15 protein-coding genes are annotated in these 16,162 nt (G+C 56.9%); 14 read left to right on the top strand and 1 reads right to left on the bottom strand.

All coding sequences use genetic code 11. The features are described 5' to 3' along the window. Window positions 1–208 precede the first annotated feature (208 nt). From JNL86_15900 to JNL86_15860, 9 genes are all read left to right on the top strand, one after another. Window positions 209–2,059, top strand: coding sequence for a glycoside hydrolase family 15 protein (locus JNL86_15900; GenBank protein MBL8044392.1), 1,851 nt, complete (start codon window positions 209–211; stop codon window positions 2,057–2,059). Between the two features lie 39 nt (window positions 2,060–2,098). Next, window positions 2,099–2,692, top strand: coding sequence for a GNAT family N-acetyltransferase (locus JNL86_15895; protein MBL8044391.1), 594 nt, complete (start codon window positions 2,099–2,101; stop codon window positions 2,690–2,692). Then, window positions 2,689–3,279: a histidine phosphatase family protein gene (locus JNL86_15890; GenBank protein MBL8044390.1), complete on the top strand. Its 591-nt coding sequence runs from the start codon at window positions 2,689–2,691 to the stop codon at window positions 3,277–3,279. The genes JNL86_15895 and JNL86_15890 overlap by 4 nt, the downstream gene beginning before the upstream one ends. Before the next feature lie 79 nt (window positions 3,280–3,358). Beyond that, complete coding sequence (locus JNL86_15885; GenBank protein MBL8044389.1) at window positions 3,359–4,969, top strand: Na+/H+ antiporter; 1,611 nt, start codon at window positions 3,359–3,361, stop codon at window positions 4,967–4,969. A 118-nt stretch (window positions 4,970–5,087) separates the two neighbouring features. Beyond that, entirely contained in the window at window positions 5,088–5,402 is a 315-nt protein-coding gene (locus JNL86_15880; protein MBL8044388.1) for a hypothetical protein, read from the top strand. A 13-nt stretch (window positions 5,403–5,415) separates the two neighbouring features. Next, window positions 5,416–5,862 (top strand): VOC family protein, encoded by a 447-nt coding sequence (locus JNL86_15875; protein MBL8044387.1) that lies wholly within the window; start codon window positions 5,416–5,418, stop codon window positions 5,860–5,862. A gap of 181 nt (window positions 5,863–6,043) precedes the next feature. Beyond that, on the top strand, window positions 6,044–8,185 hold the full coding sequence (locus JNL86_15870; GenBank protein MBL8044386.1) for an amylo-alpha-1,6-glucosidase: 2,142 nt from the start codon (window positions 6,044–6,046) through the stop codon (window positions 8,183–8,185). 79 nt (window positions 8,186–8,264) lie between these two features. Further along, entirely contained in the window at window positions 8,265–8,975 is a 711-nt protein-coding gene (locus tag JNL86_15865; protein MBL8044385.1) for an ROK family protein, read from the top strand. Window positions 8,976–9,090: 115 nt separating this feature from the next. Further along, window positions 9,091–9,654 carry an NAD(P)H-dependent oxidoreductase gene (locus JNL86_15860; GenBank protein ID MBL8044384.1) on the top strand — a complete coding sequence of 188 codons (564 nt, stop codon included), beginning with the start codon at window positions 9,091–9,093 and terminating at the stop codon, window positions 9,652–9,654. Between the two features lie 257 nt (window positions 9,655–9,911). On the opposite strand, the gene JNL86_15855 is transcribed toward JNL86_15860, so the two are convergent. Next, window positions 9,912–11,612 (bottom strand): cation:proton antiporter, encoded by a 1,701-nt coding sequence (locus tag JNL86_15855; protein ID MBL8044383.1) that lies wholly within the window; start codon window positions 11,610–11,612, stop codon window positions 9,912–9,914. A 305-nt stretch (window positions 11,613–11,917) separates the two neighbouring features. On the opposite strand from JNL86_15855, the gene JNL86_15850 reads away from it, so the two are divergent. The 5 genes from JNL86_15850 to JNL86_15830 all read left to right on the top strand — a co-directional run bounded on the left by JNL86_15850 (window position 11,918) and on the right by JNL86_15830 (window position 15,921). Then, entirely contained in the window at window positions 11,918–12,154 is a 237-nt protein-coding gene (locus tag JNL86_15850; protein ID MBL8044382.1) for a CDGSH iron-sulfur domain-containing protein, read from the top strand. 81 nt (window positions 12,155–12,235) lie between these two features. Then, window positions 12,236–13,777, top strand: a complete 1,542-nt coding sequence (locus JNL86_15845; GenBank protein ID MBL8044381.1) for a sigma 54-interacting transcriptional regulator — start codon at window positions 12,236–12,238, stop codon at window positions 13,775–13,777. Window positions 13,778–14,003: 226 nt separating this feature from the next. Beyond that, entirely contained in the window at window positions 14,004–15,044 is a 1,041-nt protein-coding gene (locus tag JNL86_15840; protein MBL8044380.1) for a hypothetical protein, read from the top strand. 92 nt (window positions 15,045–15,136) lie between these two features. Next, window positions 15,137–15,670: an ester cyclase gene (locus tag JNL86_15835; GenBank protein MBL8044379.1), complete on the top strand. Its 534-nt coding sequence runs from the start codon at window positions 15,137–15,139 to the stop codon at window positions 15,668–15,670. Between the two features lie 101 nt (window positions 15,671–15,771). Further along, a complete protein-coding gene (locus JNL86_15830) occupies window positions 15,772–15,921 on the top strand; it encodes a hypothetical protein (protein MBL8044378.1) in 150 nt (49 codons plus the stop codon). The last annotated feature ends 241 nt before the right edge of the window (window positions 15,922–16,162 follow it).

The raw sequence follows: 16,162 nt of genomic DNA, 5'->3' as shown, positions 1-16,162 counted from the left end.
CTAGCGAGAGGTCCACACGAGATCAAGATCGTGGCCGCGAATCACGATCATAGCGGATTGGTTGCCGAAGCGACAGTCACGATCGAAGTAGAATGAGACATGTGGATCACGATGGAGTTCGGGGGCAGCGACAGATCCGAGAGGCGTTTGATCTGACCCGTCCACCGATCGGTCCGGACATTTCTTGGCGGGAGAAAGCAACGGAGCGATGAGTTACCAGCCGATCCAAAATTACGGCATCATCGGCAACATGCGCACGGCGGCATTGGTCGGCTTGAACGGATCGATCGACTGGCTGTGTTTCCCCCATTTCGATTCTCCCAGTGTGTTTGCAGCCATTCTCGACGATGAAAAGGGCGGCCGATTCGAAATTACCGCCGTCGGCGCCGACATTTCTCTCAAACAACTTTACTGGCCTGATACCAACGTGCTCGTGACGCGCTTTCATGCCACGAACGGCATCGCCGAGATCCTGGATTTTATGCCGGTCGGTCTTCCTGCGGATTCCCCGTGGCATCATCAACTCATTCGCCGAGTTCGTGTGATGCAAGGGAGTATGGAGTTTCAGGTCCGCTGCCATCCGGCCTTCAACTACGCGCGTACACCGCATCACACACGCGTGACCAAACAAGGCGCCAGTTTTCATTCGGCGGATCTCAACCTAGGGTTGGCGACGGATATCACGCTCACCCCAGACGATCGAGGAGTCCGCTCGATTTTTGCTCTGCAAGAAGGACAATCGGCGGTGTTCGTCCTTCGGTCTCTTGAAGCGGATGAACACTGTGGGGCGTGGCCGTCCTCGGGTGAAGCCGATGAATTGTTTGAGCGTACCGTGACATATTGGCGGCACTGGCTCTCTCGATGCACGTATACCGGTCGATGGCGGGAGATGGTGCATCGCTCTGCGCTCTGTTTGAAGCTTTTGACGTTTGAGCCGACGGGCGCCATTGTCGCTGCGCCGACCTGTAGTTTGCCGGAAACCCCAGAAGGCGTCCGCAATTGGGACTATCGATATACCTGGATTCGCGATGCGGCCTTCACTGTCTATGGGTTCCTGAAAATCGGATTCACGGAGGAAGCGGACCAATTTTTGAAATGGTTGGCGGCGCGTGCCAAGGAGGTAGAGGCCGGCGGTTCGCTGCAGGTCATGTACGGAATCGACGGACGTCACGAGTTGACGGAACAGACACTCGATCATCTGGAAGGATACCGTGGCGCGAAGCCGGTACGTATCGGGAACGGCGCCTATAACCAGGTACAACTGGATATCTACGGCGAATTGCTGGATGCGGTCTACCTGTACAACAAGCATGTGATGCCGATCAGCCACGACACGTGGACGAGAATCAGGCATCGGCTCGACTGGTTGTGCGATCACTGGCAGCAGCCGGATGAGGGAATCTGGGAAACCAGAGGCGGCCGTCGGCAGTTCGTCTATTCCAAGTTGATGTGCTGGGTGGCGATGGATCGTGGGCTTCGCTTGGCCGACAAGCGGTCATTCCCTGCTGATCGTACGCGGTGGGTGCGTGTGCGCGATCAGATTTACGATGAGATCATGCAACGAGGATGGAACGAGAAGCGTCGAGCCTTCGTTCAGCATTACGAGAGTGATTCATTGGATGCCGCGAGTCTGATCATGCCGCTCGTGTTTTTTATTTCTCCGAACGATCCGCGGATGCTCGAGACGTTGGCGGCCATTACTCGCTCGCCGAGGTCCGGGGGGCTGATGTCCGATGGGTTGGTGTATCGGTATGACAGCGAAACAGGAGAAGACGGCCTGCATGGGAAAGAGGGCACGTTCAACATGTGCACATTCTGGTTGGTGGAAGCCCTTGCCCGGGCAGGACGCGTTGATCGTGCAAAACTTGAAGAGGCGCGTTTCCTGTTCGAGCGGATGTTGGGGTATGCCAACCATGTCGGGCTGTACGCTGAAGAGATCGGAACCAGCGGGGAAGCCCTCGGCAATTTCCCTCAAGCGTTCACTCACTTGGCATTGATCAGCGCCGCCTTCAATCTCGACCGGACATTGAATGCCGGATCAGCCGGAGGAAGTCGATAGGGGAGAATGGATCGGCGCACGCTCGAATGGGTAGAGACTATGGAATTCAGACGGGCAAAGCCTGAGGATATCCCCGCCATTCTCGATGTGCAGGCGGCGAACTTCGTCGGTAACCTGGATGATGTGGAACGCCGGGATGGATTTTTGTCGGTGGAGTTTACACGCCGGCAACTCGATGAGATCGCAAGCCAGGTCGGGATTATCGTCGCCGTCAGCGAAGGCCGCCTGGCCGGTTACCTCTGCGCCTCTTGCTGTGAATTCAATCGACCATTTCCCCTCCTTGCCGCCATGATGCGGCGGTTCGATGCGATCGACCATCGTGGACGAGTCCTCGCGGCCTCCCGTGTCTTCATTTATGGGCCGGTTTGCATCGATCGGTCTTACCGCGGGCGGGGAATTCTCCGTGGACTGTATGAAACACTGCAGCAGGAAGTCGTCGGACGGTATGACATCGGGGTCGCCTTCGTCGCCGATGATAACCCACATTCTCTCCGTGTCCACGTGGATGGACTTGGAATGGCGCATGTCGGGGAATTTACTTTTTCAGGGAAGCCGTATCACATTCTGGCGTTTGATGTGAGATCCGGGGATGAACATGGGGCAGCAAGTAAGCCGGCTGTCGAAAAGACGTGAGCGAGCATCGCCAAGAGCTATGGCTGATCCGGCACGGCGAAACGGAATGGAGTACCGCCAAGCGGCATACGGGTCGAACCGACGTCCCGCTGACTCCGACGGGTGAGGGACAGGCTATTGCCGTCGGTCGATCGTTGGCCGGGCGGCAGTTTGCCCTGGTGCTCTGCAGCCCGCTGCGCCGCGCTCGTGAGACGTGCCGACTGGCCGGTTACGGAGATGCGGCGAACCTGACCGATGATCTCCTCGAATGGGATTACGGTATCTACGAAGGAAAGACGACACCGGACATCCGGTTGGAACATCCTGACTGGTCGATCTGGACGGCGTCGGTTGTAAACGGCGAGTCGATCGAGCAAGTCGGTCGTCGCGCCCAACGAGTCATCGAGCGGGCATTGACGGTCGGCGGTGATGTGGCGCTGTTCGGGCATGCGCATCTTCTGAGGATTTTGACTGCCTGTTGGCTTGGTCTTCCGCCGGAAGCTGGGCGGCTGTTTGTTCTCGGGACTGCTTCAATGAGTGTGCTTGGGTATGAACGAGAAACACGGGTCATCAGCAGGTGGAATGTTTCTCATGAGGTACGGACATGAAAACTTTCTATCTCGAAGACCATATGGCCAAGCGGACATTGGAGCTTTGACCTGTCTCCATTAACTATAAGACCGTGACATGGACAGCCTCCACCAGCTTGAACTTATCATTCTGCTGCTTGCAGTCGTGTTGGCACTCATGACTGTGGCACACAGAATCTTGATCCCCTATCCGATTCTGCTCGTCATCGGCGGGCTTGTGTTGGGCATGGTGCCGGGTTTGCCGACCGTCACGTTGAATCCTGATTTGGTCTTTTTGGTTTTCCTGCCGCCGATCTTGTGGGCAGCCGCCTACTTTACCTCGCTACGCGACTTTCGGGACAACCTGCGTCCGATCTCGTTGTTGGCCGTGGGTCTCGTCCTCGTCACGACCGCCGCCGTCGCGACGACGGCGCATGCCTTCCTGGGGTTCGGATGGGCGGAAGCCATCGTGCTTGGTGCCATTGTTTCTCCTCCCGATGCCGTGTCGGCGACGGCCATCGGCAAACGACTCAGCATGCCGCGGCGGATCGTGACGATTTTGGAAGGTGAAAGCCTTGTCAATGACGCGACGGCCTTAGTCCTCTATCGAGCCGCCGTGGCCGCGGTGGTCAGCGGCAGCTTTGCATTGGGCGAGACCGTGGTTCAGTTTGTCTACGCCGTCGTGGTGGGCGTTGCCATCGGGATTTTGGTTGGGTGGCTGACGCGATGGGCACTCCATGTGATTGGCGAGAGTTTCACCGAAATCGCGGTAACATTGCTGGCTCCTTATGTGGCGTGGGTCACAGGAGAATCGTTGCATGCTTCGGCCGTCCTCTCATGTGTGGCGGGTGGTCTGTATCTGCGACAGCATTTCAGCAGCGTGGTGGCACCCACGACCAGGATCCAGGGGCGCGCCGTATGGGATTTAGTCGTGTTTCTTTTAAACGGCGTGATTTTCATCCTCATCGGTTTGCAGTTGGGAGCGCTGCAGGCTGCCATTCCTCCGGACCATGTTGGGTCGCTCCTTGTGGGGGGAGTATTGATCAGCGTGACGGCTATTCTCGTGCGGTTGGGCTGGGTACCAATGGCCGCCGTGATCTCCCGCTGTTTCAGCCCCGCGCTTCGTGCGCGGGATCCACGACCGTCCTGGCGGCATCTATTTTTGGTGGGATGGACCGGCATGCGTGGGATTGTCACGTTAGCTGGTGCCATGGCTCTGCCGGTGTCGACCCACGCCGGCCATCCCTTTCCATTTCGCGAAGAAATTATCCTGCTCAGTTTTTCGGTGATTTGTGCCACGTTGGTGTTGCAGGGGTTGACCCTGGCTCCGTTGATACGGATTCTGGGAGTACGTGGAGGGTCGGAGGGAGAGCGGGAAGAGATGCAGGCCCGCGAACACGCAGCGAAGGAAGCGTTGAATCGATTGGGCGAGTTGCGTGCAGAGGAATGGCCCAACCCAGATCATGTCGAGCAATTGCACACACACTATGATCGGCGCCGGCGGCGCTTTGCCTCGGATGCCGATGTTGATCCTGACTGTAAGCAGGAAACGGGTGAGGCTCTTCTTCGGCTCAGAGAAGAGACCTTGGCAGCCGAACGGTCGGCGTTGATCCGACTCCGTGATGATGGCACGATCAGCGACGAGGTTCTGCACCGATTGGAACATGAGTTGGACGTCGAGGCCTTGCGCCTTGGACTTGGTGAACGACGGATGCGTTCTCATTCGTGAGTTGTCGGCCGAATCTCCAAGAGATGCCTCGTCATGACACTGGAGCACCGTGAATGGAATCACATCACGGGAGAAGAAGAGTGAGTCACTCGTCCGATCTGAATGGATACGGGTCTGCATGGTTGGTATGGCGGAATGCGGCAAGCACTGCGCGAGGAATGTCCGAGATCCAGAGGGTCAGGTTGCGACAGCCGGTGTCACGGATGAGTCAGCTGTTCGACGCCTGCTCGAAAAGACAATGGACAGGGTCGGCCCGATCAATGCACTGATCGATCTCGTGAGAGGACTTACGCTGGGGCGTGTCGTCGAAGCAGATCTGTCGCTGTGGCAGGGAATGTTGACGATGAACATGAATTCAGCCGCCGAAATGGCGCTGTTTCTTGTGTCCGATGAAGCAAGGCAGACAAACGATGCTCTTATTCCACTTGGATAATTGAGGTAAAAAGATGAAAGCTCATTATCTTGGTCATGTGGTCTTCTATGTGAAGAATCTGGAACGTTCGCTCGGCTTCTACCGAGATTTATTAGGGTTTAAGGAAGTAGGCCGGATCTTTAACGGGGCTGCCGCTGCACTGACATCCGGTCGTACGCACCACGAGTTATTGCTCATCCAAGTCGGGGATGCGCCAGGGCCTCCTCCGGGCCCTCGCCGTGGGCTCTACCATATCGGAATCAAGGTCGGGGACAGTCTCGACGAGTTGCGACAGGCCAAGCACGAGTTGGATCAAGCGGGGATTGCAATAGATGGCATGAGCGATCACACCGTGAGTCAGAGCCTTTACCTGAAAGATCCCGATGGGAATGAAGTGGAACTGTATGTTGACGCTGATGAGTCGATATGGAAGAACAATCCGGCGGCGGTGGTGTCGCCAATCAAGGCGTTGAAGTTATAGTTTTATACGGATCGGGGCAATAAGAGGACTTGCCTCTGTCATGCAAGTCCGCGCGCGTACCGGTTTGGCTGAAGGTATTGGTTTATGAGCTTGCGGGGGAGTCGGTCGAAAAAGGAGAGTCCACGGAATCAAGCGAGACTATTCGGAGTAAAGGTCGCTCCTCAACCCGGAGGTAGAGTATATGGCGCCGAAAGTCACGGTCGGCCCTCCCGTTATGACAATCAACCACGGACATTCGTTCTTGGTGTCCGAGCTTGACGGCTCCATCACGGGGGCCTCCGACCAGGGGTTCTATTCGCGGGACACGCGATACCTCAACCGGTCTCAATTGTACATAGACGGGAAGCGATGGGTTCTGCTCAATTCCGGCGCCATCGCCTACTATGCCTCGCGCACCTACCTCGTCAATCCAAAGGTCGAAACGGAGCATGGAACGATTCCGGCCGGAACGCTCGGACTCGTGCTGGGCCGCTCCATCGGAGAGGCGCTTCACGAGGACATCGATATTCGCAACTACAGCACCACGCGTGTTCGCTTCAATCTCGAACTTCTGATCCGCGCGGACTTCGCCGACATCTTTGAAGTCAGGGCCAAGGAGCTCACGCGCCGGGGTCATATTGAAACCAAGTGGGTGGATGATGATCAACAGGTGATCACCCGCTATACGCACGGCGACTTTCGACGGGCCCTGACGGTGCTCCTGGAGCACTGCGACTCGAAGGCGCTCTACGGCAACGGTCGGATCAACTTTTCAGTCGATCTGTCGCCGGGTGAGACCTGGCATGCCTGCTGTAAATATGACATTCAGGAAGGCGAGATTGTCCGCCGGGCGCCCAGCGAGTGTGCACACGCGCATGAGGACTCCGGGACCGCCGAACGCCTGGCGCAGTGGAAGCAGGTCACGACGCAGATCACCACGTCGAATGAAGAATTCTATCGGCTGTATCGGCAGTCGGTTGAGGATATGGCCGCGTTACGTCTTGCCGTCGACGAGGAACATTCGGAAGATCTGCTGGCCGCCGCCGGGGTCCCTTGGTTCGTCAGCGTCTTCGGCCGTGACAGTTTGATCGTCAGCCTGCAGAACATGACGGTCTATCCGGGTTTCGCCCGAGGCACGCTCAGGCGATTGGCTGAGCTTCAGGCCTCCGATATGGATGCAGATCGCGATGCGGAACCCGGGAAAATGCCTCACGAGCTACGGGTCGGTGAGTTGGCGCATTTCAAGCGCATTCCGCATACGCCCTACTACGGGACCGCCGATGCGACCATCCTCTATATCATCGCGTGGCATGAAGCCTGGAAGTGGCTGGGCGACGATGCGCTCCTTTCTCGTTATGTTCCGATCGTCAAGCGATGCCTGCGTTGGATCGACCAATATGGAGATCGCGACGGCGACGGATTTCAGGAGTACCAAACTCGCTCAGCCAAGGGTTACGAAAACATGGGATGGAAGGACGCCGGCGATGCGGTCGTCTACGCGGACGGCTCGTTGGTGCGAGGGCCGAAGGCCCTCTGCGAGTTGCAAGGGTATGCCTTCGACGCGAAGCGACGGGCCGCCGAGGCGGCGGAGTATTTGGGCGACCCCGCGTGGGCGGCGACACTCCGACAAGAGGCTATGGATCTTCAGCAACGGTTTGAAGAGCGGTTCTGGTGCGAAGATCTCGGTTTCTATGCCTATGCCTTGGATGGGGAAAAGAAACCAGTGAAAACGATCGCGTCCAATACCGGTCATCTCCTCTGGAGCGGCATCGTCCGTCCGGACCGGGCCGAGCGAGTGGTGCGGCGGTTGCGCGAACCGGATATGTGGAGTGGATGGGGCATCCGAACCCTGTCCGAGCGAAACCCCGCCTATAACCCGTTCTCTTATCAAAACGGGTCGGTATGGCCGCACGACAACGGCATCATCGCCATGGGCTTCAAACGCTATGGGTTTGCCGAAGAAGCGGCCATGATTGCCCGCGATATCAGCGAGGCCGGGCGCTACTTTCTCCTCAACCGTCTACCGGAACTCTATGCCGGTACGGAACGAGAGCCGGGGACGTTCCCGGTGCAATATTTGGGAGCGAACGTACCGCAGGCCTGGGCGGCAGGGAGCGTGTTTCATTTCCTGCGCGCCATTTTAGGGTTGGACGCCGAGGCAACGAAGAAAATGCTGTATATCAATCCTCTGCTGCCGCCCTGGTTGCCGGACCTCACGGTCCGTCAGCTGCGCGTCGGCAAGGCTACGCTTGATCTTCGGTTCTGGCGCGAAGGTGCGGTCACGCGATACGACGTGCTTGATTTGAAGGGAGAGCTGCAGGTGGCAACGCGACAGGTTTTATAACAACGATGGAAACGACCGGTCGACCGCGGAGCCAGCTATCTCCGCCCTTTTTTGACCGTCGAGAATGGAGGCTCATTGAATGAGACAAGACAGCGGGTCTTCGCCTAACCACCGCAAGGTCCTTGTGATCGACGTGGGCGGAACCAATGTGAAAGTGCTGGCAACTGGACGTTCGACGCCTCGCAAAATCCCTTCCGGCCCAACGATGATGGCAAAAGACATGGTCGATGCCGTGAAACGTGCCACGGTCGATTGGGCCTACGATGCGGTGTCGATTGGATATCCTGGCCCTGTTTGGAACGGTCGCCCGGCGGCCGAGCCAGAACATCTCGGCAAAGGATGGGTCGAGATCGATTTTCAGAAAGCGTTCGGCAAACCAGTCAGGGTCATCAATGATGCGGCGATGCAGGCGCTCGGCAGCTACCAAGGCGGGCGTATGTTGTTCCTCGGTCTCGGCACTGGTTTGGGATCAGCCTTGGTGATCGATGGGGTACTCGCTCCGATGGAGTTGGCGCACCTCCCCTACAGCAAAGGCCGCACCTATGAACACTATGTAGGATTGCGCGGGCTGAAGCGCTGCGGCAAGAAAAAATGGCGGCGACAAGTAGGGCAGGTGACGCAAGCCCTTCGTCGCGCGCTGCAGGTCGAGTACGTCGTGCTGGGCGGCGGCAATGCTAAACGACTCAAGCGACTGCCGAAAGACGTGCATCTCGGCAACAACAAGCATGCCTTCACCGGAGGATTTCGTCTCTGGGAAAAAGCACAGACAGAATCGGGCGATGAAGCGTGACGACGGATGATGGCCGGAGGGTTCAGATCAGGTAAGGGGGCCTGGCGGCGTAGGAATCGATCCCTACATCGGAACTGTGTGTTGAACGGTAGAACGAAATCGAAAGGATCCGACAATGAAGATACTGGCCTTTGCGGCCTCTCTGCGCGTCGCGTCATTCAACCGAAAGTTGATCGGGCAGGCGGCGAATATTTTGCGCAGCGTGCCGGATGTGGACGTCGACCTTGCCGATTTTCGTGAATTTGAGATGCCGATGTATGATGGTGATCTTGAATCGCGAGAGGGCATTCCGGCCGGCGGTCTTGAATTGATCAGACGTACTCAGAGTGCCGATGGTGTGGTCGTCTCCACCCCCGAGTATAATGGAAGCATTCCAGGCACGTTGAAAAACGCGATCGATTGGGCGTCTCGAGCCGAGCCGACCCCGCTTGAAGGAAAACCCATTTTATTGATCGGAGCGTCGCCCGGTGGGCTCGGCGCCGTGCGCAGCCTGTGGCATACACGTGTGCCGTTTGAGGTCATCGGAGCCCATGTGTATCCCGAGATGATGGGTGTGCCTCGCGCGCATCAGGCCTTTGATGATAACGGTAATCTGGGAGATCCTAACCAGTTCTCTCGGCTTCAAGGGCTCTTGTTCTCATACATTGACTTCGTCCGAAAACTCCGCGGTCCTAGTTGAAGAGGATGTGGTTGTTGTGAGTCGCATCTCTCTGCAAGAGGGCACGACTGGCATAGACCTCCAACTCCGATATGGGCCGTAGCGGTACGGGAGTGAAAACATGAATAGGCCGTCTGTCACGGCGGGGGGTGAGCAGGGTCCTGCGGCTTCCGGTAGACCGGCATGCGTGAAACTGCACCGAGCGGCCCACGGGGTCTACAAGACGCAGTACCGTATTGTGTGGGTGCGCTGTGTTGGGTCATGGGCATTCTGCTCGGTTACTTCGTCTGCCGCTTTGTTTCCATGGACTGTCTGTATTGCTCCACATAGTCCAGAACGCGATCCTTCGGCACCCCGAACCAGGCCAAGGCATGTCGGATAAGTGTCGCCGACGTTTCGACGTCCGGTTGGATGACCTCTGTTACTCCAAGGGCACTGAGTCGTTCCGCCTCTGCCGATCCATGTGCACGGGCCAAAATCGGAACGTTGGGATTGAGACTGCGCATGCGACCGACTGCGAGGGCAGCGGATTCAATTTCAGGCAAAGCCACAATAATCAGAGAGGCGTCTGCCGTTCCGGCCTTCACCAGCAATTCGCGGTGCGAGGCGTCGCCATAGAGGCAAGGAACGCCCCGACCTTGTAGTCGGCGAATCGTGTCCGGATTTCGGTCGATGACGACATAAGGCAGATTGAAAACTTCCAACGCTCTTCCGAGCGAGCTCCCTACTCGTCCAAATCCACACACCACGACATGCTGCTGGAGCGGTTCGCCTTCCGGATGTCCTGGTACCATGTCGTGCTTGTCATGGTCGAGTCGCCGCCGGACGAACCAACCAGGCACATACCTCACAAGAGCCGCATTCATGAGAATGGTAATGACAGAGGCGGCAAGCGTCGCGTTGTATACTGCGCTGTCGACGTGGCCTTCCGCTTTGGCGACCTGCACAAGGACAAACGAAAATTCACCGATTTGAGTGAGGCCGACCCCCACCAGGAATGCCGTGGTCCAAGAGTAGCCGAACAGCCGCACGACGGTAGTCCAAATCATGAACATCCCGATTACGATCAAGCCGATCATCGTGGCAAGGAGAGAAAGATTGTCGATGATCACGCGAGGGTCGATCAGGATGCCGATGGTCACGAAGAAGAGCGCAACGAACGCGTCACGGAGCGAGAGGAGCCGGGCCAAGGTCTCGTGCCCATACTCGGATGCGCTGATAATGAGGCCGGCCAGGAAGGCCCCCAACGCGAGGGAGAGTCCGATCAACTGCGTGACGGCGGCGGTTCCAAGGCTGATGGCTAGGGTGACGAGCAAGAACAGTTCATGGTTTTGCGTCCTGGCGATGTGTGTCATGATCGGCGGGATGACTTTGGCGCCCAAGTATCCAACCGGCACGAGAATCAACAGTGCTTTTGCCAAGGCTTGACCGATCACGAGCAATCGTCCCGAGTCGAACTCTCCGAGAGCCGGCATGAGCACGGTCATGGCTACGACTGCGACATCTTCGACCAGCGCGATGCCGATCATCACCCGTCCGTGCTTTGAACGAAGTTCGCCCCGATCGAAGAGCATGCGGGCAAGTACCATTGTGCTCGCGATGGAAATGACCGCTCCGATCACGATGCTTTGGGTCATAGACCACCCGATCAAGTTCCCTGTTACGACGGCCAACCCCATGGCCATGAGAATCCCCAGCGGTCCACCGGCGAGAGCAACCCATTTAACGCGCATCAGGTCCTTCACGGAAAACTCAAGTCCGATCGAGAACATCAAGAGAATGACGCCGATTTCCGCGAAGAGATCAAACGTGTGAGATTCCGAGATCGTAGGTCCCGGGGTAAACGGACCGATGGCGATTCCGCCCAGCACATAACCAAGGATCAATGGCTGTCCGGTAAGTCGAGCGAGCACGCCACCTGCGACAGCTGCAAGGAATACGATGGCAAGATCTTGAAAGAATACGGGATCAGGCTGCACAGAATCTCCTCTTTAGCAACGTCTCTTGGCCAATCAACCATGCGCATGGCTGATTCGTACAAGTCGGAGCAATGTAAATACCACAAATTAGAGGGAGAATATTGCCGCCTCGTAAATTGTTTGTTGTGTTGCCCCTGAGGATCGATCATGACTATCAATTTGAGACACGACCCTGCAGCAGGATAGGGCCAGGCTCAGGGGAAAAAGCGATTAAATGGGCAGTGCGGAGGAGGTGCGAAGTCTGTGGTGAAGCGGTATACTCAGCCGCGCAAGCCGGTCTCAACTATTCAGAGGGAGGTGCACGCATGGGACAACCACGCATTGCAGCGAAGGAACCGTCAGTCCTGACCTTGGAGGCAGGCACGTATTACTGGTGCGCGTGCGGACGATCGAGGGACCAACCGTTCTGTGATGGGTCGCACGAAGGAACCGGGTTCGAGCCGCTGGAATTTACGGTCGACGAAACGAAAGAAGTGGCGTTGTGCCAGTGTAAGCACACCAAAACGCCGCCCTACTGCGATGGCACACATCAGTCGCTCTGACGACACACAGACGGCGATAGGTAGGTCGATTGATCAACCCCTTGAGCTGGCATCGGGCGATGGTCCATACTTGTGAAAGCTATGGACCGATCGCCCATCTCTCCTTGCGAAACCCTCCTAGAGCGCTATCAAGCCTTGCTGGAAGTGGCGCAGGCCATTTCTGTTCATCGAGATCTCGATGAGCTCTTTCGGGAGCTTGCGCAGCGTCTTCCTCGTGTCGTGCGAGTCAATTTCGTTGGGCTCTCCTTGCATGATCCAATCAAGAACATCATGCGGTTGCATACCGTTCAGGCGAATGTACCGGCCGATCTGGTCGGCGGGCATGAGGAGCCTATTGATGAAACCCCGGCCGGAGTAGTGTGGCACACTCAACAGCCGTTACTGGTGCCGGATGTCGCCGAGGAAACGCGATGGCCCAAGGTCATGCGCTGTATGCGGGAAGACCACTCCCGCTCCTGTTGCTTCGTGCCGCTGACCACGGCAGCACGCCGGTTGGGTGCCATGGGGTTTGTGAGTTTGGAGAAAGAGGCCTATAGCGAAGCCGATCTGGAGTTTCTGCAACAGGTGGCGAATCCGGTCGCCGTCGCTGTGGAGAATGCGCTGGCCTTTCAAGAAATTGCCCAACTCAGAGACAAACTGGCGAAGGAGAAGCTCTATCTGGAAGAGGAGCTCCGTCTGGAACATGGGTTCGAGGATATCATCGGTGACAGCGATGCCCTCAAACAGGTCCTCAAACAAGTGGAGGTTGTGGCTCCGACTGATTCGACGGTCTTGATTCAAGGCGAAACCGGCACCGGAAAGGAGCTCATCGCTCGGGCCATCCATCGCCTCAGTGGCCGAAGCGAGCGCACCTTCGTCAAACTGAATTGTGCCGCCATTCCCATGGGGTTGTTAGAGAGCGAATTGTTCGGGCATGAACGAGGTGCGTTCACGGGAGCGATTTCGCAGAAGGTCGGAAGGTTCGAGTTGGCCGATAAGGGCACGATCTTTCTTGATGAGGTCGGGGAAATCCCGTTAGAGCTACAGTCCAAGCTGCTACGGGTATTGCAAGAACAGGAGTTTGAGCGGTTGGGTAGTACGAAGACGATCCGAGTGAACGTGCGACTGATTGCCGCGACCAACCGCGATCTCAAGAGTCTGGCGGAGGCCAAACAATTTCGCAGCGACCTCTACTATCGACTGAATGTCTTTCCGGTCACCGTGCCTCCCTTACGCGATCGGCAAGAAGACATTCCCACCCTCGTCCGCTATTTCACACAGCACTATGCGGGGCGCATGAAAAAGAATATCCAGGCCGTGCCTGCCGAGACGCTCGAGGTGTTGTCCCATTACCCTTGGCCGGGCAACATCCGGGAGTTGGAAAATCTGATCGAGCGGTCCGTCATTCTCACACAAGGAACGGATTTGCAGGTGCCGATCAGTGAGCTCCAGCCGGTGAACAACCATCTCGCTTCCGGGGTGATCACGCTGGAAGAGGTTGAACGTGAACAAATTGTGCGCACTCTACGCGAAGCGAAATGGGTGATCGGGGGTCCGAGAGGAGCTGCGGTCAGGTTGGGCCTCAAGCGAACGACCCTTCAGTCCAAGATGCAGAAACTCGGCATTGCCCGTCCTCTCGAGTGACGACCCGCTTCGTCATCTGCTGATCTCACGTCACTGTGGCGGCATCCTCTTCGCCAACATCGTCGTAGCTGCACGAGCATTATCTAAATGCTCTTTTCATTCAGTTGGTTGTTGCCTATCCAGCTGAATCGCAGAAAGCGGAATGACTCTTGCCATGTAGTCAGAGAGCAATTGAACCTTTAGCCAGTCACTCACTCAAGCATCCGCTCACGAAAGGAGACTCGGTATGCAAGGCTTAATGGCTATGGTCATAGTTGGTGTTCTGATGATCATCGCACCGTCGGGAGCACAAGCAGAGGGCAAATGGATCAAGGGGGCTCTATTTCCTGAGCCGTCCGAGGAGTTGGTTGGGGCTTCAGTCAGCGGGAAGTTGTATGTATTCGGCGGCCTCGGGCCAGGCTGGATTCCTCAAGGACTTGTGTATGAATACGATCCGGTAGCCGACAAGTGGACTAAAAAAAAGCCGATGGCTTTGCCGGCGCACCATGTGGCCTTCACGGAACTGAACGGAAAGCTGTATGCGTTCGGCGGTTTTGTCCCTCCTGACTCCGGGCCGCAGGCGTGGGTGCCGATCAATCACGCATGGGAATACGATCCGGCGCAGGACACGTGGAAGGCGTTGACCCCCATGCCGTCAAAACGTGGTTCTGCCGTGGCGGCTACGGTGAACGGGAAGATGTATGTGATCGGCGGGGCAGCCCTGCATCCTGGTTCGAGTGAAACTGCTCTATACCCGACACGTCCTCATCGGTCGGTCGATACCGTGGAAGAATATGATCCACAGACCAACCGTTGGTCTGCCAGGTCCTCAATGCCGACGGCACGGAACCACGCTGCCATTGGCATGGTGAACAATAAAATCTATGTCATCGGTGGCCGGCTGGGGAGTGCCTTTATCTTTACCGCGAGCAACACCAACGTGGTTGAGGAATACGACCCTGCGACCGACCAATGGGGCTTGGTGAAAGCTCGCATGCCGACCGAGCGAAGCGGCGGTGCCTGGGCAGTCTATAGTGGGCAAATCTATGTGGCTGGGGGCGAGCACCAAGACAGCCATTTGATGGCAGCATTCCGTGCGCTGGAAGCGTACGACCCGGCGACCAACACCTGGACTAATCTTCCGATGATGCCGATGCCTCGGCATGGACTGGCCGGTGCGGTTGTGGGTGACCGTCTTCACTTGGTGAGCGGAGATATCCAATCAGCCGGTATCACCGGTATGCGGGTCGTGACTGACGCACATGATGTATTCGAGTTCGACCGCTGAATCGGTCCCTGTTTTGTGAAGATGAAGGTCATTGATGGAGTGGAACGTCAACCGCGTGAGTGACGTACAACGCGATGAAAGAGAGGGGCGTCATGATGAGAAGGATTCTGATAGGGCTGTCCGTATTGATATTGAGCGGTACGGTGGTGAGCTGCGCGAGCGATAAGCGAATCGTCAAAATCAAACAGGTTCATCAGGTAGAACAGGCGAACCTTGAGAATTTCGACGATCTGGATTTCAACGTCTACAGCGGGCAGAAGTGGGAGCAGTTGGGACGAAGTCATGGGAAAGACATCGTCGTGCATTGGCCGGACGGGCGCACGACGAAGGGAATCGACGCGCACATTGATGATCTCAAAGGCATGTTCGTTTTTGCGCCGGATACGCGGATCAAGGAGCATCCGATTCGAATCGCCTCCGGTGAATGGACGGCGGTGACGGGCGTCATGGAGGGCACGTTTACGAAACCGATGCCGATTGGTGAAGGCAAGATGATTCCTCCGACCGGTCGGTCGTTCAAGCTCTCGATGGTCACCATTGGACATTGGACTGATGGCGTTATGGATGAAGAGTGGCTGATGTGGGACAATCTCGCCTTCATGAAACAGATCGGACTCGCGCCGTAGATTGCCTACCACTGTGACGATCACAATCAGGGGTCCGCTGCTTTCAGCTGAAGGCAGCGGATACCATTCACGAAAGGCGCCATTCTAACTCATCTAAGGTGATGACGGTTGAGCTGGAGGCACCGGTGCGGGTGTTTGCGGCTGAATTGGCGAGGCAGGTGCAAGCCCTGGAGCCGGAGTTGGGATGGCGCCTGGCGCCACACCAGCCGGTGGCGGCCCAGATGATGTGGGAGGCGGTGGAGCAGGCATGATGCCTGGGGCCGGGACCGGTGGAGCGCCTGGTCTTGGCGGCGGTGGCTGAGGCGGTCCCGGGAACTGTACGTTCACGATGTCGCGGGACTGAACCGCGATCTGGCTCACGGCTTTGTCTACCGGAAATACCACCCAGGCTAACCAGAGACCATACAGTGAAACGGTACGTGTGAGACCTGTTCTGATGATCATTTTGGAATTTCTCCTCTACGCAGTAGGCTATCAGATAATCTCGCAACT

The organism is Nitrospira sp. (assembly GCA_016788885.1).
Lineage (GTDB): Bacteria > Nitrospirota > Nitrospiria > Nitrospirales > Nitrospiraceae > Nitrospira_A.
This window is presented reverse-complemented; position numbering and strand designations above follow the sequence as displayed.